The organism is Streptomyces longwoodensis (genome assembly GCF_001514125.1).
In the GTDB taxonomy this organism is placed as follows: Bacteria; Actinomycetota; Actinomycetes; order Streptomycetales; family Streptomycetaceae; genus Streptomyces; species Streptomyces longwoodensis.
On sequence record NZ_KQ948552.1, the window covers coordinates 327,459 to 349,488 of the forward strand.

The 22,030-nt window shown below is 74.5% G+C and carries 2 protein-coding genes and 1 pseudogene; all 3 read right to left on the reverse strand.

Features of this window, described 5'->3' with window-relative positions:
- Nucleotides 1-4: 4 nt before the first annotated feature.
- On the reverse strand, nt 5-5,035 hold the full coding sequence (locus tag AQJ30_RS13880) for a type I polyketide synthase (protein WP_425424148.1): 5,031 nt from the start codon (nt 5,033-5,035) through the stop codon (nt 5-7).
- Between the two features lie 80 nt (nt 5,036-5,115).
- A pseudogene (locus tag AQJ30_RS13885) lies at nt 5,116-10,737 on the reverse strand (type I polyketide synthase); the annotation flags it as partial.
- Between the two features lie 94 nt (nt 10,738-10,831).
- Nucleotides 10,832-22,030: type I polyketide synthase (locus AQJ30_RS37875; protein WP_159052322.1), on the reverse strand; the 11,199-nt coding region annotated here is incomplete at its 5' end.

Consider the following 22,030-nt stretch of genomic DNA (forward strand, 5'->3'; position numbering starts at 1 on the left):
TCGGCTAGGCCCCCAGTTCGCGGTCGATGAGGTCGAACATCTCGTCGTTGCTGACGGTGGAGAACTCGGTGTCCCCGGAGTCCTCTCCGGGTGCCGTCGCGGGGGCGTCTCCGCTCACCGTCCACAGCAGCCGTTCCAGGCGTCTGGCCATGCGGGCCCGTGCCTCCCCGTCGGCCGGCGCTGCGGCGAGCGCGGCCTCCAGGCGTTCCAGTTCGGCGAAGCCGGGCGGGGCGCCGTCGGCGTCCGTCAGGCCCATCTCCTCCCGCAGGTGACGGGCCACCGCCTCCGGGGTCGGGTGGTCGAAGACGAGCGTGGCCGGCAGGGCGACACCGGTGGCGGCGCCGACCCGGTTGCGCAGTTCCACGGCCATCAGCGAGTCGAACCCGAGGTCGCGGAAGGGCCGGTCGGGTGCGACGGCGTCGCGCGCGTTGCCGGTGAGGGTGACGTGGCCCATGACGACGCCCGCGTGGGAGCGGACCAGTTCGAGCAGCTCGCGCTCCTGCTCGGCCCGGGGGACCCCGGCGAGCCTGGTCCGCAGTCCGCCGGCCGCCTCGCCGGCCGTGGCCGGGTCCTCGTCGGCGTCGCCGCCGCGGGCCAGCGCCCGCACGGCCTCGGGGATCTCGGCGAACAGGGCGGTGGGCCGCTTGGCGTGGAAGACCGGGGCGAAGCGGTCCCAGCGCAGGTCGATGAGGACCGACGTGGTCTCGTCGCGGTCGAGGACGCGTTCGAGGGCGGCGGAGGCGGGTTCCGGCTCCATCTCGTGGATGCCCTCCAGACGGCCGCGGGCGCCGACGTCCCCGGCCGCCATGCCGGTGCCGGCCCAGGTGCCCCAGGCCACGGAGGTGGCGGGCAGCCCTTCGGCGCGGCGCCGCTCGGCGAGCGCGTCGAGGAAGGCGTTGCCGGGCGCGTAGTTGCCGAGGGCCGGGAGGCCGAAGGTGGCGCCGAACGACGAGCAGAGCACGAACGCGGACAGCTCCGCGTCCCGGGTCAGCTCGTCCAGGTGCAGCGCGCCCTGCGCCTTCACCCGCAGTACGCGTTCCATCCGCTCCGGGTCCAGCGAGTCGATCACCCCGTCGTCCAGTACGGCGGCGGCGTGGACGACGGCGGTCAGCGGCTGGTCGGCGGGGACGGCCGCGAGTACGGCGGCGAGCGCGTCCCGGTCGGAGACGTCGCAGGCCACCAGGGACACCTTCGCCCCGGCCGCCGTCAGCTCCTCCTCCAGTTCGGTGGCGCCGGGCGCCTCGGGGCCGCTCCGGCTGACCAGCACCAGGTGCTCGGCGCCCGCCCGCGCCAGACGGCGCGCCAGATGACCGCCGATGCCGCCGGTACCCCCGGTGACCAGGACGCTGCCGCGCGGCCGCCACGCACGCACCGCGGGCACCCCGGTGGCGGGCGCCCGCACCAGACGGCGGACGTAGACGCCGTGGCCGTCCCCGCGCACGGCGAGGTGGTCCTCGTCGGCGGGCCCGGCGAGCGCGGCCGCCAGCCGGGCGACCTCGGTGTCACCGGCGTCCCCGGGCAGGTCGACCAAACCGCCCCACAGCAGCGGGTGTTCCAGCGCGGCGACCCGGCCGAGGCCCCAGACCTGGGCCTGCGCCGGACGGGTCAGCGGGTCGGACGCGCCGGTGGACACCGCACCCCGCGTCGCGCACCACAGCCGGGGCGGTACGGGCATCCCCTCCCCCACCTCGACCATCGCCTGCACCAGCGCGACGGTCGCGGCCAGACCCGCGGGCACGGACGGATGGGCGGGGTGCGGGGCGTCGTCCAGCGCGAGCAGGGACAGCACGCCGCCCGGGGCCACCTCGCCTTCGGCCCCATCGCTCCGGCCTCCGGCGAACGCCTGGCGCAGCGCCTCCGCGCACCGCCCGCGATCGGTGCTCCCCCCGTCCACGACCAGCCGCGTCACGAGGGCGCCCGACTGCTCCAGGGCGCGTACGGACCCGGCGGCCCAGGGGTCGTCCGCGTACGATTCGGGAACGACGACGATCCAGCGCCCCCGCGGTCCCGGGCCGGCCGGGAAGCGGGCGGGCCGCCACACCACCCGGTAGCGCCACCCGTCGGCCTGCGCCTCCTCCTGCCGTCGACCGCGCCAGGACGACAGGGCCGGCAGCAGTCCGCTGAACGGCTCGTCGGCGGGTACGCCCAGCTCGGCGGTCAGCGTCTCCAGGTCCCCGGCGTCCACGGCGGCCCAGAACCCGGCGTCCGCGCCGTCCGACTCCCCCGCACCCTGCCGGAACGCCGTCCCCGGGGGCTCCTCCAGCCAGTAGCGCTGCCGCTGGAAGGCGTAGGTGGGGAGTTCCACGCGCCGGGCGCCGGTGCCGGCGAACAGGGCGGTCCAGTCGACGGTGAGCCCGCGGACGTAGCCCTCGGCGAGGGAGGTCAGGAACCGCTCGGGCCCGCCCTCGTCGCGGCGCAAGGTGCCGAGTGCGACGGCGGCTTGGGCGTCGGCGTGGTCCTCGAAGGTCTCCTGCATGCCGACGGTCAGGACGGGGTGGGGGCTGCACTCCACGAAGTAGCCGAAGCCGTCGGTGAGAAGCTCGCGGACGGTGGCGTCGAAACGCACCTCCTGACGGAGGTTGGTCACCCAGTACGTGGCGTCCAGACCGCTGGTGTCGATCACCGCACCGGTCACCGTCGAGTAGAACGGCACCTGCGCGGGGCCGGGTTCGATGTTCTTGAGGGCCTCGACGACCTGGTCCCGGATGGACTCCACCTGGGCGGAGTGGGAGGCGTAGTCCACGGCGATCCGACGCGCTCGTATCCCGTCGGCCTCGCAGGCGGCCGTCAGCTCGTCCAGAGCCTCCGGCTCACCCGAAACGACGGTGGACGTGGGCCCGTTGATGGAGGCGATCGATATTCGCTCACCCCACCGGTCGATCAACTCGCGTACCTGGTTCGCGCTTACGGCTAGGGAGACCATGCCGCCGTTCCCGGACAGACTTTCCGCGATCGCCTGCGCCCTCAGCACGACGACCTGAGCACCGTCCTGGACCGACAGCCCTCCCGCCACTACAGCGGCGGCGATCTCACCTTGCGAGTGACCGATCACCGCACCCGGCTCGACGCCGACCGAACGCCACACCGCCGCGAGCGAGACCATCACCGCCCACAACGACGCCTGCACCACGACCACATCGTCCAGGGAGGCAGCCGTGGGCAGACCCCGCACGACATCAACCACCGACCAGTCCACCAACGCGGACAGCGCAGCGTCACACTCGGTGAGCCGCTCCCGGAACACCGGCGACGACTCCCACAGCCCCGCCCCCATCCCGAGCCACTGCGACCCCTGACCCGGGAACACGAACACGACTCGGCCCGGCTCGCCGGACACCGTTCCCGCCACCACACCGGGCGACGGCACGCCCTCCGCCACCGCCCGCAACGCCTCCACAGCGGCATCCCGGTCGTCCGCCAGGACCACCGCCCGGTGCTCCAGAGCCGACCGCGTCTCCACCAGCGACCGAGCCACGTCGGCGACCGTCAGAGCAGGACGCTCCCCGACGAACCCCGCGAGCCGCCCCGCCTGGGCACGCAACGCCGTTTCCGACCGCCCCGACACGACCCACGGCAGCGCACCCGAGGTGAGGCGCGGGTCGCCGGGGGGCTCCTCCGCGGCCTCCGACTCCGGTGCCTCCTCCAGGATCACGTGCGCGTTCGTGCCGCTGATGCCGAACGCGGACACGCCCGCCCTGCGGGGGCGGTCGGGGTGGCCGGTCCAGTCGACGGGTTCGGTGAGCAGGCGGACCGCGCCGGACGACCAGTCCACGTGGGGGGTGGGGGCGTCCACGTGGAGGGTCCTGGGCAGGACGCCGTGGCGCAGCGCCTCCACCATCTTGATCACCCCGGCCACGCCCGCCGCGGGGCCGGAGTGGCCGAGGTTGGACTTGAGGGAGCCGAGCCACAGGGGCCGGTCCGGGGGGCGCTCCCTGCCGTAGGTCGCCAGCAGGGCCTGGGCCTCGATGGGGTCGCCGAGGGTGGTGCCGGTGCCGTGGGCCTCGACGGCGTCCACGTCGGCCGGGGTGAGCCGGGCGTTGGCGAGGGCGGCGCGGATCACCCGTTCCTGGGCGAGGTCGTTGGGGGCGGACAGGCCGTTGCTGGCGCCGTCCTGGTTGATGGCCGAGCCGCGGACCACGGCGAGGACGGGGTGGCCGTTGCGGCGGGCGTCGGCGAGCCGTTCCACGAGGAGCACACCGGCGCCCTCGGACCAGGTGGTGCCGTCGGCGGCGGCCGCGAAGGCCTTGATGCGCCCGTCCGGGGCCATGCCGCGCTGGCGGCTGAACTCCACGAAGGCGTCCGGCACCGGCATGACGGCGACACCGCCCGCGAGGGCCATGGCGCACTCGCCGTCGCGCAGCGCCTGTACGGCGAGGTGCAGGGCGACCAGGGACGACGAGCAGGCGGTCTCGACGCTGACCGCCGGCCCTTCCAGGCCGAGGGTGTAGGCGACGCGGCCGGAGGCGACGCTCGCCATGGTGCCGGTGACGACGTAGCCCTCGACGGACTCGGGGGTCTCCCGCAGCCGGGTGACGTAGCCGGAGGTGACGATGCCGGTGTAGACGCCGACCTGGGCGCCCTTCAGGGTGAGGGGGTCGATGCCGGCCCGTTCGAACGCCTCCCAGGAGGTCTCCAGCATCAGGCGCTGCTGGGGGTCCATGCCCAGCGCCTCGCGCGGGGTGATCCCGAAGAAGGCGGGGTCGAAGTCGGCGGCGTCGTGCAGGAACCCGCCTTCCCTGACGTAGCTGGTGCCGCGGTTCTCCGGGTCCGGGTGGTACAGGGCGTCGAGGTCCCAGCCGCGGTCGGCGGGGAAGGGCGTGATGGCGTCCCGCCCCCGCGCGACCAGGTCCCACAGCCCCTCGGGGGAGTCGGACCCGCCCGGGTAGCGGCAGGCCATGCCGACGATGGCGATCGGCTGCGCGGCGGCGGCCTCGGCCTCCCGCAGACGGTGCCGGGTCTGGCCCAGCTCGGCGGTGACCCGCTTGAGGTAGTCGCGGAGCTTCGCCTCGGTGCTGCCGTTGGACATCTTCCCCAGAACTCCTTCGCAAGCCGTTCGAGCGGTTCCGGCGCGGGTGCGCCCGCGGCCGGTTCCGCCGCGTGGTGGGTGTCGGGTCCTCAGCCGGCTTCGCCGAGTTCCTGGTCGATCAGCGCGAACATCTCGTCGTCCGAGGCGTCTTCGAGGGTTTCCCGGCCGAGGACCGCCTCCTCGCCGTCCGGTTCACCGCTCCACTTCCACAGCAGCGCCTCCAGGCGCCGGGTGATCCGGTCGCGGGTCGCGTCGTCCGGGGTCAGGCCGGACAGGTCGGCGTCGAGCCGGTCCAGTTCGGCGAGGACCGGGGTCGTGGCCCCCTCCCCGGCGCCCGGCGCGATCTCGTCCAGCAGGAAGCGCACCAGGGCCGTGGGGTTCGGGTAGGTGAAGACCAGCGTGGGCGGCAGCCGCAGGCCGGTCGCGGCGCCGAGCCGGTTGCGCAGCTCGACGGCGGTCAGGGAGTCGAAGCCGAGCTCCTTGAACGCCCGGTCGGCCTCCACGTCGTCCACGGTGGCGTGCCGCAGGACCGCCGCGACCTCGGTGCGCACCAGGTCGAGCAGGATCCTGCGCCGCTCGGCCTCGGGCGCCGCGGCCAGCTCGCGGGCGAGACCGGTGTCCGCCGCCGTGCCCGGTCCCGAGGCGGCGGCGCGCCGGGCGGGGACGCGCACCAAGCGGCGCAGGGCTGCGGGGAGCGTCCCGGCGGCCGCCGCGGCGCCGAGTGCGGGGAGGTCGAGCCGTACCGGCACGGCGAGGGCGGCGCCGTCCGCGAGGGCCGCGTCCAGCAGCGCCAGTCCCTCCGAGGGGGAGAACGGGAGCACTCCCCCGCCGGCCGCCCCGCCGTCTTCCTCCTCGTTCCCCTCCGTGGTCCAGGGGCCCCAGGCCAGGGAGACGGCGGGCAGGCCGAGGGCGCGCCGGTGTTCGGCGAGGGCGTCGAGGACGGTGCTCGCGGCGGCGAGATTGGCCTGTCCCGCGTTGCCGAGCGTGCCGGCGGCCGACGAGAACAGGACGAACGCCGACAACTCGCGGTCGCGCGTCAGGTCGTGCAGGTGGAGTGCGGCGTCGGCCTTCGGCCGCAGCACGCGTTCCAGCTGCGGGGCGGTCAGGGAGGTGGTGAGGGCGTCGTCCAGCACTCCGGCCGCGTGCACGACCGCGGTGAGCGGACGGCTCGCGGGTACCGAGGCGAGGACGTCTGCCAGAGCGTCGCGGTCGGCGGCGTCGCAGGCCACGAGGTCCACGGTGTCGGCGCCCAGCGCGTGCAGCTCGTCCAGGAGTTCGGTGGCCCCGGGGGTGTCCGGTCCTCGCCGGCCGATCAGCAGCAGGTGCCGCACGCCGTGGGCGGCCACGAGGTGGCGGGCGACGCGGGCGCCGGACGTGCCGGTGCCGCCGGTGACGAGGACGGTGCCGGAGGTGGGGAACGCGCCGGAGGCGGGGAACGTGCCGGAGGCGGGGAACGTGCCGGAGGCGGAGAAGGGTGTCGCGGTGTCCTGCGTCGGGGCTTCCGCGCGGACCAGGCGCGGCACCAGTGCGGTGCCGTTGCGGACGGCCAGTTGCGGCTCGCCCGCCTCCAACGCCGCGGCGGCCGCGGCGGCGAGCGCCGTACGGGACGCCTCGTGCCCGTCCACGTCCACCAGCAGGAACCTGCCGGCCGGGTACTCGGCCTGGACGGACCTGACCAGGCCCCACAGCGGCGCGTTGACGACGTCCGTGACCCGGTCACCCGGTGCGGCGGCCACCGCGCCGCCGGTCACCAAAACCAACGGGACGGCCTCGGACCGCTCGTCGGCGAGCCACTTCTGCACGAGGCCCAGCGCGGCCGTGGCCGCCTCGTGCACCCGCGGGGCGAGCGCGGCACCGGGGGCACCTTCCGCGGAGGACACGAACGAGGCGAGGGCGAGGGACGGTTCGGCGTCCTGCTCCGCGCCCGCGCCGATGCCCAGCTCGTCCGGGCCCACGACGGTCCAGCCGGCGGGGGCGACCGCCGGGAGCGGCCGGTCGAACGGGGTCCACTCCAGCCGGAACAGCGCGTCCCGGAGCGACCGCGCGGCGCCGGCCACGTCCTCGGGGGCGTGCTCGCTCAGTCGCACCTCGTCGACCGAGGCCACCGGGTTGCCGGCGGCGTCGGCGAGGAGCAGCGACACGGCGCCGGGTCCCGTGGGCCGGATCCGGACGCGCAGCACGGTGGCGCCCACGGCGTGGAGGGCCAGACCGTGCCACTCGGCCGGCAGTCGCAGCCCCGTGTCGTCGGCGCCGTCCAGGTGGTCGAGCAGGGCGGGGTGCAGGGCGGCGTCCAGGAGGGCCGGGTGCAGGCCGAACGCGCCTGCGTCCCGGGCCTGTTCGTCCGGCAGCGCCACCTCGGCGAACAGGTCCTCCCCCCGCCGCCACACGGCCCGCAGCCCCTGGAACGCGGGACCGTACCCGTACCCGACGGGCTCCAGCCGCTCGTACGCCCCACCGGTCCCCACGGGCACGGCACCCTCGGGCGGCCACGTCCCGAAGGGTTCCTCTGCGGGAGGCTCGGTCGGGGACGTGGAGGTGGCCACGGTGCCTCGGGCGTGCCGGGTCCACGGGGTGTCCGGCAGCGCGTCGCCGGGTCGGGCGTACAGGGCCAGCTCGCGCCGCTCGTCGGTGTCCGGAGCACCGAGGGACAGCTGGATCTGCACGCCGTCCTTCTCGGGCAGCGGCAGCGGCGCCTCCACCACCAGCGCCTCCACCAGCTCGGCACCGGCCTGCGCGGCGGCGGCCAAGGCCAGCTCGGCGACGGTGGCACCACCTACGAGTGCCGTGCCGTGGACGACGTGGTCGGCCAGCCAGGGCTGGGCCCGGCGGGAGAGCAGTCCGGTGAGCAACTTCCGCTCGTCGTCCGCCACGTGGACCGTCGCGCCCAGCAGGGGATGGCCCGCGTCGGCGAGCCCGAGCCCGGACGGGTCGGTGACGGCCGCGGCGCCCCCGTCCAGCCAGTAGCGCCTGCGCTGGAAGGCGTAGGTGGGCAGGTCGAGCAGCGGCTCGGCGTCGGTGGTCCCGGCGAAGAGGGCGATCCAGTCGACGGTGAGCCCGCGGACGTAGCCCTCGGCGAGGGAGGTCAGGAACCGCTCGGGCCCACCCTCGTCGCGACGCAGGGTGCCCAGCGCAACCGCGGCCTGGGCGTCGGCGTGGTCCTCGAAGGTCTCCTGCATACCGACGGTCAGGACGGGGTGGGGACTGCACTCCACGAAATAGCCGAAGCCGTCGGTGAGAAGCTCACGGACGGTGGCGTCGAAACGCACCTCCTGGCGCAGGTTCGTCACCCAGTACGTGGCATCCAGACCACTGGTGTCGATCACCGCACCAGTCACCGTCGAGTAGAACGGCACCTGCGCGGGGCCCGGTTCGATGTTCTTGAGGGCCTCGACGACCTGGTCCCGGATGGACTCCACCTGGGCGGAGTGGGAGGCGTAGTCCACGGCGATACGACGCGCTCGTATCCCCTCGGCCTCGCAGGCGGCCGTCAGCTCGTCCAGAGCACCCGGCTCACCCGAAACGACCGTGGACGTGGGCCCGTTGATGGAGGCGATCGATATGCGCTCGCCCCACCGCGCTATCAGCTCCCGCACCCGGTCCGCGCTCACGGCAACCGACACCATGCCGCCGTTGCCGGACAGGCTCTCCGCGATCGCCTGCGCCCTCAGGACCACGACCCGGGCACCGTCCTCGACGGACAGCCCGCCCGCCACCACAGCAGCGGCGATCTCACCCTGCGAGTGACCGATCACCGCACCCGGCTCCACACCCACCGAACGCCACACCGCCGCGAGCGAGACCATCACCGCCCACAACGACGCCTGCACCACCACCACATCGTCCAGGGAAGCAGCCGACGGCAGACCCCGCACCACATCGGTCACCGACCAGTCCACCAACGCGGACAGCGCAGCGTCACACTCTGCGAGCCGCTCCCGGAACACCGGCGACGACTCCCACAAACCCGCCCCCATCCCCACCCACTGCGACCCCTGACCCGGGAACACGAACACCACCCGACCGGCCAGTTCCTGTTCGGTTCCGTCGGTCAGCGCGACACCCTGGACCACGTGCGCGTCCGGGTTCCCGGCCGAGACGGCGGCCAGGGCGGTGAGGGTCTGGTCGCGGTCGGTGGCGAGGAGTACGGCGCGGTGGTCGAGTGCGGCGCGGGCGGTGGCCAGGGTGCGGCCGATGCCGTCCAGGGGGGCTTCGGCGTGTGCGGTGAGGTAGGCGGTGAGGCGTTCCGCCTGGGCGCGCAGGGCGGGTGCGGAGCGTGCCGAGAGCGGCAACGGCACGGCCGTCGCGGTGAGTCCGGAGGGTGTCCCGGGGGCGGGCGCGGACTCGGTGTCGTCGGGCGGGGTGGCCGGGGCCTGTTCGAGGATGACGTGGGTGTTGGTGCCGCTGATGCCGAACGCGGACACGCCGGCCCGGCGCGGGCGGTCGCCGGTGTCGGGCCACGGCCGGGGCTCGGTGAGCAGGCGGACGGTGCCGGGCGACCAGTCGACGTGGGGGGTGGGCTCGTCGGCGTGCAGGGTCCTGGGCAGGACGCCGTGCCGGAGGGCCTGCACCATCTTGATGACGCCCGCGACTCCGGCCGCGGCGGAGGTGTGTCCGATGTTGGACTTGACGGAGCCGAGCCACAACGGCCGCTCCTGCGGGCGGCGTTCGCCGTAGGTGGCCAGGAGGGCGTGGGCCTCGATGGGGTCGCCGAGGGGGGTGCCGGTGCCGTGCGCCTCGACCGCGTCCACCTCGTCGGGGGACACCCGGGCGTTGCGCAGGGCGGCGCGGATGACGCGTTCCTGCGAGGGGCCGTTGGGGGCGGTGAGGCCGTTGCTGGCGCCGTCCTGGTTGACGGCCGAGCCGCGGACCACGGCGAGGACGCGGTGGCCGTTGCGGCGGGCGTCGCCCAGCCGTTCGACGAGCAGCAGGCCGAGCCCTTCGGCGGGGCCGAAGCCGTCGGCGGAGGCGGAGAAGGCGCGGCACCGCCCGTCGGGGGACAGCGCGCGCTGCCGGCTGAACTCGGCGTACCCGACGGCCGTGGACATCACGGTGACGCCGCCGGCGACGGCCAGGGAGCACTCCCCCGAGCGCAGCGCCTGGGCGGCCAGGTGGAGGGCGACCAGTGAGGAGGAGCAGGCCGCGTCCACGGTGACGGCGGGCCCTTCGAGGCCGAAGGTGTAGGCGATGCGCCCGGACATGACGCTGGCGAAGTTGCCGGTGGCGAAGTAGCCCTCGACGGACTCGGGGATCCTCGGCAGTTCCCAGCCGTAGTCCATCGAGCTGAAGCCGATGAACGTGCCGGTGGGGCTCCCCTTGAGCGACGCGGGGTCGATGCCGGAGCGCTCGAACAGCTCCCAGGCGCCTTCCAGCAGCAGCCGCTGCTGCGGGTCCATGGCCAGGGCCTCCCGGGGGGAGATCCCGAAGAACCCGGCGTCGAAGTCGGTGACGCCGTCGAGGAAGCCGCCGCCGCGGACGTAGTTCCCGCCGCTGCGGGCGGGGTCGGGGTCGTACAGGCCCTCGACGTCCCAGCCCCGGTCGGTGGGGAAGCCGGTGACGGCGTCACCGCCGCGGGCGACGAGGTCCCACAGCCCTTCCGGGGAGTCGACCCCGCCCGGGTAGCGGCAGGCCATGCCGACGATGGCGACGGGTTCGCTGTGCGCCGCCTCGGCCTCGCGCAGGCGGCGCTGCGTCTGGCGGAGGTCGCCCGTCACCCGCTTCAGGTACGCGAGCAGTTTCTCTTCGTTCTCTGCCATTGCCTCTGGTCCCCCAGTCGCGCGTCGAGTGCGTGCCGTGCCCGGGCTGCGGTCAGGCGTTGCCGAGTTCGCGGTCGAGCAGGTCGAACATGTCCTCGGCCGTGGCCGACGCGAGGTCGTCGGTGGCGCCCGCGGGACCGGTGTCGTCGCCCGGGGCGGGCTCGGCCTGGGCGCCGTTGTCGCGGAGCTTCCACACCAGCGCCTCGAGGCGTTCGACGATCCTGTCCGTGCCGTCGCCACCGCCGGCGAGCGCGGCGGCGGACTCCTCCAGGGCCTTGAGCCCGTCCAGTGCGGCGCCGGTGCCGTCCTGGGCGTCGTCGGGCACCAGCAGGCCGCGCAGGTGCGTGGCGAGCGCGGCCGGGGTCGGGTGGTCGAAGACGACGGCCGCGGGCAGCCGCAGACCGGTGGCGGCCTGGAGGCGGTTGCGCAGCTCGACGGCGGTCAGGGAGTCGAAGCCCAGCTCCTTGAAGGCGCGTGCGCCCTGGATGCCGTCGGTGCCGTCGTGCCGCAGGACGACCGCGGCCTCCTGGCGCACCAACTCCACGAGGGTCCTGAGCCGTTCGTGCTCGGTCATCGTGGCGAGGCGGCCGGTGAGCGAGGCCCGGGCGGCGCCCTGCGCGCTGTCCTGGCCGGTGTCCTCTTCCTCCGTGTCCTCGCGCAGGGCCGCGCGGACCTCGGGGATCTCGGCGAGCAGCGGGCTGGGGCGGCGGGCGGTGAAGCCGAGGACGAACCGTTCCCAGGCGACGTCCGCGACGGCGACGGTGGTCTCGTCGTGCTCCACGGCCTGCACCATCGCGGCCGTGGCCGGCTCGGGCGCCATCTCCAGGACGCCGCGGCGGCCCATGTAGTCGGCGGCCCCCTCGGCGGCCATCATGCCGCCCCCGCCCCAGGCGCCCCAGGCGAGCGAGGTGGCGGTCCTGCCGAGGGCGCGGCGCCGCGCGGCGAGTGCGTCGAGGTACGCGTTGCCCGCCGCGTAGGCGGCCTGTCCGCCGCTGCCCCACACGGCCGCGTTGGACGAGAACAGCACGAAGGCGTCCAGGGGCGTGTCCGCGAGGACGTCGTCCAGGTGGGCGGCGCCCGCCACCTTGCCCGCGGTGACGTCCGCGAGGTCGGCGGCCGTGGTGTCGGTGAACGGGGTGTAGCCCTGCGGCACCCCGGCCGCGTGGACGACCGCGGTGAGCGGGTGCTCCTTCGGGACGCCCGCCACGAGGGCGGCGACCGCGCCCCGGTCGGCCATGTCGCAGGCCGCGAGGGTGACCCGGGCTCCCAACTCCTCCAGCTCCGTGCGGAGTTCCTCGGCGCCGGGCGCGGCGGGTCCGCGGCGGCCGGTGAGCAGCAGGTGCCGCGCTCCGTTGCGGGCGAACCAGCGGGCGACACCCGAGCCGATCCCCCCGGTGCCGCCGGTGATCAGCACGGTGCCGTCGGGCCTCCAGGCGCGCCGCGCGGGCTCGTCGCCGAGCGGGGCGCGGACGAGCCGGGCCGCGTGGACCCCGTCCGGGCGGATCGCGAGCTGGTCCTCCTCGCCGTACCCGTCGGGGGCGGGGAGGCCGCCGAGGACGGCGGCCAGCCGGGTGGCGGCCGTGTCGTCGGCGGTGTCCGGCAGGTCGACGAGGCCGCCCCACAGCGCGGGCTCCTCCAGGGCGACGACCCGCCCGAGACCCCAGGTCTGCGCCTGGCCGGGGCTCGTCCGGGGGTCGTGGTGTCCGGTGAGCACGCCGCCCCGGGTGGCGGCCCACAGCCGTGCCGTGGTCCCGGCGCCGGCCATCGCCCGGGCCACCGCCAGGGTGGCGGCGAGGCCCGCGGGCACGGCGGGGTGGTCCGGGTGGGGGGCGTCGTCCAGGGCGAGGAGGGAGAGGACGCCGACGGTGTCCTCGCGCAGCAGGTCCGCGAGCCGGTCGAGTCCGGTGCCGGGGGTGTCCGCCGTGTTCGGGGCGTCCGGCGCGTTCGCGGTGGCCGCGGTGTCCAGGGTCAAGCGGACCGCCTGGGCTCCATGGCCGGTCAGGGCCCGTTCGGCGGCGTCGGCCCACGGGTCCGCCGCGAGGGTCGCGGGGACGAGCAGGAGCCAGCGCCCGGTGAGGGCGGGGGTGGTGGCGGGGCTCCCGCCGTCGGGGCGGGGCGCGCCCCGCGTCTCGACGGGCCGCCAGACGGTGCGGTAGCGCCAACGGTCCACCAGGGACCGTTCGCGCCGACGCCGGCGCCAGGACGACAGGGCGGGCAGGACGGCGCCGAGCGGGTCGGTGCCGACCTCCAGCTCCGCGGCGACGCCTTCGAGGTCGCCGCGTTCCACCGCCTCCCAGAACTCCGCCTCCACCGGGTCGGCCGGGCTTCCGTCGTCGTCCGCCGTGGTCACGGCGAGGTCGTCCAGCCAGTAGCGCTCACGCTGGAAGGGGTAGGTGGGCAGGTCCACGCGCGCGGCGCCGGTCCCGGCGAACACACCGCGCCAGTCGACGCCCGGGAGGCCCCGCACATGGCCCTCGGCCAGGGAGGTGAGGAAGCGGGCGGTGCCGCCGTCGTCGCGGCGCAGCGTCCCGAGGGCGACGGCGTCGGTCCCGGCGTCGTCGCTGGTGGCGTCGACGCCCATCACCAGCACCGGATGCGCGCTGGACTCGACGAAGAACCGGTACCCGTCCTCCAGCAGCGCCCGCACCGCACCCTCGAAGTCCACCGGCCGGCGCGCGTTGGCGAACCAGTACTCCGCCGTCAGCCCCGTCGTGTCCTGCACCGCACCCGTGACCGTCGAATAGAACGGCACCCGCCCCCGCACCGGCACCACGTCCGCGAACATCTCCAGGATCCGCTCACGCAACGGGTCCACCTGAGCGCAATGGGAGGCCACCGTCGAACCGACCACCCGGGCCCGGACCTCGTCCGCCTTGCACGACGCCACGAACTCCTCCAGCGCCGGTACCTCCCCCGCCACCGTCACCGCCCCGGGGCCGTTGCGCCCGGCGATCACCAGCCGGCCCTCCCACCGGGCCAGACGCTCCTGCACCTCACCCGCCGACAACGCCACCGAAGCAACCGCCCCACGCCCCACCAACTGCTCGGCGAAGAGCGCACTGCGCAGCACCACGATCCGCGCCGCATCCCGCAACGACAGCGCCCCCGCCACCAACGCCGCCGCGATCTCACCCTGGCTGTGACCCACCACCGCCGACGGCACCACACCCACCGACTCCCACAACGCCGCCAGCGACACGTTCACCGCGAACAACACCGGCTGCAACACCTCGATGCGCTCCACACTCGGCGCACCCGCAACACCCCGCAGCACATCCGTCACCGACCAGTCCACGAACTCACCCAACGCCGCATCACACTCGGCGAACCGACGAGCGAACACCGGCGCCGCATCCAGCAGCCCGACCGCCATCCCCTCCCACTGCGAACCCTGACCGGGGAACACGAACACCACCCGGCCCCGCACATCCGCCACACCCGACACCGTCCCGGCGGCGGGCAGCCCCGCGGCCAGCGCGGAGAGGCCGGGGCCGGCGTCCTCGCCGTGTCCGGTCAGGACGACGGCGCGGTGTTCGAGGACGGTCCGCGACACGGCCAGGGAGTGGCCGACGTCGAGGGCCCGCAGTGCGTCGTGGTCCTCCAGGTGGGCGGCCAGCCGTCCGGCCTGGGCGCGCAGGGCCGCGTCGCTCTTGCCGGACAGCAGCCAGGGCACCAACTCGGTGGTGAGGCCCGGGTTCTCGGCCCCGTCCGTGGTGTGTGCGTGCTGCGGTTCGCCCGGCGTGGGTGCGTCCGCCGGTCCGTTCGTGGTGCCGACGTGGTGCGGCTCGTCCGGTGCGCCGGCCTCCGCCAGGTCGGCGGGCGGCTCCTCGAGGATGACGTGGGCGTTGGTGCCACTGATGCCGAACGCGGAGACGCCGGTACGGCGCGGGCGCCCGCCGGTGTCCGGCCACCGCACCGGCTCGGTCAGCAGTCGTACGGCGCCCGCCGACCAGTCCACCTCGGGCGTCGGCTCGTTGACGTGCAGCGTCTTCGGCAGGACGCCGTGCCGCATGGCCTCCACCATCTTGATGAGTCCGGCGGCTCCGGCGGCGGCCTGCGTGTGGCCGATGTTGGACTTCACGGACCCCAGCCACAGGGGGCGGTCGGCGGGGCGGCCCTTGCCGTAGGTCGCGAGGAGGGCCTGGGCCTCGATGGGGTCGCCGAGCGCGGTGCCGGTGCCGTGCGCCTCGACGGCGTCGACGTCGGCCGGGGTGAGCCCGGCGTTGGCGAGGGCGGCGCGGATGACGCGCTGCTGGGAGGGGCCGTTGGGGGCGGTGAGGCCGTTGCTGGCACCGTCCTGGTTGGTCGCCGAGCCCCGGACCACCGCGAGCACCGGGTGCCCGTTGCGCCGCGCGTCGGACAGCCGTTCCACGAGCAGGGTGGCCACGCCCTCGGAGAAGCCGGTGCCGTCGGCCGACGCCGCGAACGCCTTGCAGCGGCCGTCGGGTGACAGCACTCGCTGGCGGCTGAACTCCACGAACCCGAACGGGCTCGGCATCACGGTGACTCCGCCGACCAGGGCGAGCGAGCACTCGCCCGAGCGCAGCGACTGCGCCGCCAGGTGCAGCGCCACCAGGGCGGAGGAGCACGCCGTGTCCACGGTCATGGCCGGGCCCTCCAGTCCGAAGACGTAGGAGACGCGGCCGGAGACGACGCTGAGCACGTTGCCGGTGACGGAGTAGCCCTCGACGCTCCGCTGGAGCCTGGTGTCCTGGCCGTAGCCGGTGGTGACCGCTCCGACGAAGACACCGGTGCGGCTGCCGCGCAGCGACACGGCGTCGATGCCGGCGCGTTCGAAGACCTCCCAGGAGGACTCGAGCATCATGCGCTGCTGCGGGTCCATGCCGAGGGCCTCGCGCGGGGAGATGCCGAACAGGCCGGCGTCGAAGTCCGCGGCGTCGCGCAGGAAGCCGCCCTCCCGCGCGTAGCTCCGGCCCGAACGGTCCGGGTCCGGGTCGTACAGCCGGTCCAGGTCCCAGCCCCGGTCGGCCGGGAAGCCCGAGATGGCGTCACGGCCCTCAGCGACCAGGTCCCACAGCCCCTCGGGCGAGTCCGCGTCACCGGGGAAGCGGCAGGCCATGGCCACGATGACGACCGGGTCGTCGTCCACGGGCGTCTCGGCGCCGGCCCCGCGGTGGCCGGAGGCAGCGCCGGTGACGGCGTCGTGGTCACTGTCGGCGTCGGTGCCGGTGAGCAGTTCGGACAGCAGGAACCCGGCGAGGGTGTCGGGGGTGGGGTGGTCGAAGACGAGGGTGGCGGGCAGGCGCAGACCGGTCGCGGTCTGGAGGCGGTTGCGCAGTTCGACGGCGGTCAGCGAGTCGAAGCCGATCTCCTTGAACGCCCGTCCCGGGTCCACCGCCGCGGGCGAGCCGTGCCCCAGCACGGTCGCCACGTGCGCACGCACCAGGTCCACCAGGTGTGACACACGCTCGGCCTGCGGCATCGCCGCCAGACGCCGGCCCAACTGCGAGCCACCCGCTCCCGCACCGTCCACGGCCGCGGCACGCGTGCGCCGGGGCGGATTCTTGGTTGCGGCCAGGCCACGTGACAGGGCGCGGGTGACTTCGCTCCCGCCCGAGGCCCACGCCTCCACCTCCAGCCGGGCGGTGACGACCAGCGACTCGTCCACCCGGCAACCGGCCTCGAACAGGCTCAGCCCGAGCGGCGCCGCCATCGGCACGATCCCCGAACGCGTCAGCCGCGACAAGTCGTTGGCCTCCAGCCGACCGGTCAGCTCACTGGCCTGCTCCCAATGGCCCCACACCAACGACACACCGGGCAGCCCCTGAGCCCGGCGCACCCCCGCCAACGCGTCCAGGAACACGTTCGCCGCCGCATAACTGGCTTGTCCCGGACTGCCGAGGACGCCGGCGAGCGAGGAGTACAGGACGAACGCGCTCAGGTCGAGTTCGCGGGTGAGTTCGTGGAGGTTGAGGGCGGCGTCGACCTTGGGCCGCAGGACGGTCTCCAGCCGCTCCGGGGTCAAGTCACCGACCAGGCCGTCGTCCAGCGCTCCGGCGGTGTGCACGACGGCGGTCAGCGGACGCTCACCCGGTACCGATGCCAGCACCGAGGCCAGCGCCTCGCGGTCGGCGGCGTCGCAGGCCACGACGTCCACGGTCTCGGCACCCAACTCGGTCAGCTCGGCGACGAGTTCGCCGGCGCCGGGGGCGTCCGGGCCGCGCCGGCTGGTCAGCAGCAGATGCCGCACCCCGCGCTCGGCCACCAGGTGCCTGGCCAGCAGTCCGCCCAGGGTTCCCGTCCCGCCGGTGACGAGCACCGTGCCCGCCGTGTCCCACGGGCGCGGCACCGTCAGCACCAGCTTGCCGGTGTGGCGGGCCTGGCTCATGAACCGCAGCGCCTCCGGCGCCCGGCGCACGTCCCACGTCCGCACCGGCAACGGCTCCAGCACACCCCGCTCGAACAACTCCCGCAGCTCGGTCAGCATGTCGCCGAGACGGTCGTAGGAGATCTCGGTGAGGGCGTACGGGTGGTACGTGACGCCGGGGTGCGCCTGCTCCACGGTCCGCGGGTCGCGGATGTCGGTCTTGCCCATCTCCAGGAACCGGCCACCACGCGGCAGCAGCCGCAGCGAGGCGTCCACGAACTCCTTCGCCAGCGAGTCCAGCACCACATCCACACCACGCCCGCCGGTCACCCCCAGGAACTTCTCCTCGAAGCCCAGGTCACGCGAGGACGCGATGTGATCGGCGTCGAAACCCATCTCCCGCAGGACGTCCCACTTGCCCTCACTCGCGGTCGCGAACACCTCCGCACCCCAGTACCGCGCCAACTGCACCGCGGCCATTCCCACACCACCCGTGGCCGCATGCACCAGCACCGACTCACCCGCCGACAACCCACCCAGATCCGCCAGGCCGAACCAGGCCGTGAGGAAGGCGACGGGTACGGCGGCGGCCTGCTCGAACGACCAGCCCTCGGGCACCGGGGCGATCAGGCGCCGGTCCACGACGGACACTGGTCCGAAGGCCTCGGGCAGCAGCCCCATCACCTGGTCACCGACGGCGCAGCCGGTCACCCCGGGACCGACCTCGGTCACCACGCCCGCACCCTCGGTGCCCAAGTACGCGTCGGGGTCCGGGTACATGCCGAGGCCGGTCAGCACGTCGCGGAAGTTGACGCCCGCCGCGCGGACCGACACCCGCACCTGCCCCTCGCGCAGCGGCGCGAGGACTTCCGGAGCGGGCAGCAGGTCGAGGTTCTCCAGCGTGCCGGGGCCGGTGGTGCCCAGCCGCCACGCCTCGACGCCGGCGGCGGCGTGGGTGGTGGTGTGAGCGCCGGTGTGGGCGCCGGTGTGGGCTTCGGTGGCCGGGGGCAGCAACGGCCCACCGGAATCACCCGCCCGCACCATCCTCGGTACGAACAAGGCCCCGCTCCGTAGGGCGACTTGCGGCTCCTCGTCGGTCACCGCGAGAGCCACGGCGTGCGTGAGCCGGTGGCGCGAGAGGTCCGCGTCGTCGACATCCACGAGCAGGAACCGGCCCGGGTTCTCCGCCTGTGCGGCCCTGACCAGACCCCACACCGGAGCCGACACCAGATCCACGGCGCGGTCACTGTCGGCTCCCTCGCCGGCGTCCCCCGCGGGCACCGCACCACTGGTCACGACGACCAAGCGCGACCCGGCGAAACGGTCGAGCGCCAGCCACTCCTGCACCAGGCCCAACGCCTCCGCAGTCACGGCACGCACGCCCCCCGCGACACCACCCGTCACGTCACCGTCACCGTCCCGGTGTCCGCTGAGGCGGACCACCACGGCCTCGGGCACGTCCCCGTCGGCACCGACCGCGTCGGCCAGGGCCGCCAGGTCCAGGAAGCCGGGGGTGTCCGTCAGCCGCTCCCCCGCCGCGCCGATCTCCGCCAGCGACAGGGAGGTGATGGCGTCCCCCGGCTCGGTCAACGGCTTCCACTCGATCCGGAACAGGGCGTCCTTCGTCGGGTCGTCGACCGTGCGCAGCTTGCGCGGGTCCACGGCACGCAGCACCAGCGAACCCACCGACGCCACCGGCGAACCGGCCGCGTCGGCCAGGACCACCGACACCGCGTCCTCGCCCAGCGGACTCACCCGCACCCGCACCACCCGCGCCCCCACCGCGAACAGCGCCACGTCACCCCAAGCGAACGGCAGCCTGAGCTCCGCCAAGTCCTCGGCGGATGCGCCGTTCAGCAGGACGACCGGGTGCAGGGCGGCGTCCAGCAGCGCCGGGTGGATGCCGAACCGGTCGGCGTCCTCCACCGCCTCGTCGGGCAGCGCCACCTCGGCGAAGACCTCGTCGCCGGCCCGCCAGGCGGCGCGCAGCCCCTGGAACGACGGTCCGTACTCGTACCCCTTGGCCGCCACCCGCTCGTAGAACCCGTCCACGTCCACCGGTTCCGCGCCCGGCGGCGGCCAGGCGGTCAGGCCCTGGCCGCCGTCCCGGTCCCCGTCCGCGAGGACACCGGTGGCGTGGCGTGTCCAGGCCACCTCCGGACCGGAGTGCTCGGGCTGGGAGTGGAGGGTGAGTTCCCGGCGTCCCGTCTCGTCGGGCGGACCCACCGACAGCTGAACCTGCACCCCCCCACGCTCCGGCACCACCAAGGGCGCCGCCAACGTCAACTCCTCCACCACGGCGCACCCGACCTCGTCCGCCGCCCGCAACGCCAGCTCCACCAACGCCGCACCCGGCACCACCACCACACCCGACACCGCGTGATCCACCAACCACGGATGCGAACCCGACGACACCCGCCCCGCCAACACCACCCGGTCCTCGGCCGCCACCCGCACCAACGCACCCAGCAACGGGTGCCCCGTGACGTCGAGGCCGGCTTCCGACACGTCGGCCGCACCGGCTCCAGCCGCCGAACGCAGCCAGAACCACTCACGCTGGAACGCATACGTCGGCAGGTCCGCCCACCGGGCACCGGTCCCGGCGAACAGAAGGTCCCAGTCGGCGCTGAGGCCACGGACGTAGCCCTCGGCGAGAGAGGTCAGGAACCGCTCGGGCCCGCCCTCGTCGCGACGCAGGGTGCCCAGCGCGACGGCGGCTTGGGCGTCGGCGTGGTCCTCGAAGGTCTCCTGCATACCGACGGTCAGGACGGGGTGGGCGCTGCACTCCACGAAGTAGCCGAACCCATCGGCCAGCAGCTCCCGCACAGTGGCGTCGAAACGGACCTCCTGGCGCAGGTTCGTCACCCAGTACGTGGCATCCAGACCACTGGTGTCGATCACCGAGCCGGTCACCGTCGAGTAGAACGGCACCTGCGCGGGACGGGGCTCGATGCCGGCCAGCGCCTCGGTGACCTGCTCCCGGATGGACTCCACCTGCGGGGAATGCGACGCATAGTCCACGGCGATACGACGCGCCCGGACCCCCTCGGTCTCGCACGTACCCATGAGCTCGTCCAGAGCATCCGGCTCACCCGAAACAACCGTCGAAGACGGACCGTTGACGGATGCGATCGAAATGCGCTCACCCCAGCGCGCGATCAACTCCCGCACCCGGTCCGCACCCGTCGCGACCGACACCATGCCGCCGTTGCCGGACAGGCTCTCCGCGATCGCCTGCGCGCGCAGGACCACGACCCGGGCGCCGTCCTGCACCGACAGCCCACCGGCCACCACAGCAGCAGCGATCTCCCCCTGCGAATGGCCGATCACCGCCCCCGGCTCCACACCCACCGAACGCCACACCGCCGCGAGCGACACCATCACCGCCCACAACGACGCCTGCACCACCACCACGTCATCCAGCGACGCAGCCGACGGCAGACCCCGCACCACGTCGACCACGGACCAGTCCACCAACGGCTCAAGAGCCGCCGCGCACTCCCCCAGCCGCTCCCGGAACACCGGCGACGACTCCCACAACCCCGCCCCCATCCCCACCCACTGCGACCCCTGACCCGGGAACACGAACACCACCCGGCCCGACTCGCCGGAGGCCACGCCCGACACCACACCGGCCGACGGCAGACCCTCCGCGAGTGACCGCAGCGCCTCTATGGCGGCATCCCGGTCGCCCGCCTGCACCACCGCGCGGTGATCGAGTGCGGCCCGGCCCGTCGCCAGTGACCACCCGATGTCCGGCAGCGACACCTCCGTACGCTCATCGACGAACGCCGCCAGCCGAGCCGCCTGTCCTCGCAGGCCGGCCTCGGTCCTGCCCGAGAGCACCCAGGGGACGACCAGTGAGTCGACCGGGGAGACAGCGGACTCCGTGGCCGAGGGGACCTCGTCCTCGGGCTCCTGCTCCAGGATGAGGTGGGCGTTGGTGCCGCTGGCGCCGAACGCGGAGATCCCGGCGCGGCGCGGACGTTCCCCGTCCGTCGTCCACTCGACGGCGTCCGTCAGGAGTTCCACGGCGCCGGAGGACCAGTCGATGTGCGGGGAGGGTGAGTCGACGTGCAGGGTCCTGGGCAGGACGCCGTGGTGCATGGCCTGCACCATCTTGATCACGCCGGCCACGCCCGCGGCGGCCTGCGTGTGGCCGATGTTGGACTTCACCGAGCCCAGCCGCAGCGGCTGGTCCGCCGGACGGTCCTGGCCGTAGGTGGCCAGGAGGGCGTGGGCCTCGATCGGGTCGCCCAGCGTGGTGCCCGTGCCGTGGGCCTCCACGACGTCCACGTCCGCCGCCGTCAGCCGCGCGTTGGCCAGGGCGGACCGGATGACGCGCTGCTGGGCGGGGCCGTTGGGCGCGGTCAGGCCGTTGCTCGCACCGTCCTGGTTGATCGCGCTGCCGCGCACCACGGCGAGGACCCGGTGCCCGTTGCGCCGGGCGTCGCTCAGTCGCTCCACGAGCAGCAGCCCGACGCCCTCGGACCATCCCGCGCCGTCGGCCGCCGCCGCGAACGCCTTGCACCGCCCGTCGGGGGCCATGCCGCGTTGTCGGCTGAACTCCACGAAGAGGGTCGGTGTCGACATGACGGTCACGCCGCCGGCGAGGGCCATGGAGCACTCGCCGGACCGCAGGGCCTGCACGGCCAGGTGCAGCGCCACCAGCGACGACGAGCACGCCGTGTCCACCGTGACCGCCGGGCCTTCGAGGCCGAACGTGTAGGCGACGCGGCCGGTCACCGCGCTCGGGGAGGCGCCCATGAGGGCGTAGCCCTCGGTCTCGGTCTGCAGTTGTTCGACCCGGGAGGCGTAGTCGTGGTGCATGACGCCGGCGAAGACCCCGGTCGCACTGCCCTTCACCGTCGCCGGATCGATCCCCGCCCGCTCGAACACCTCCCACGCCGTCTCGAGCAACAG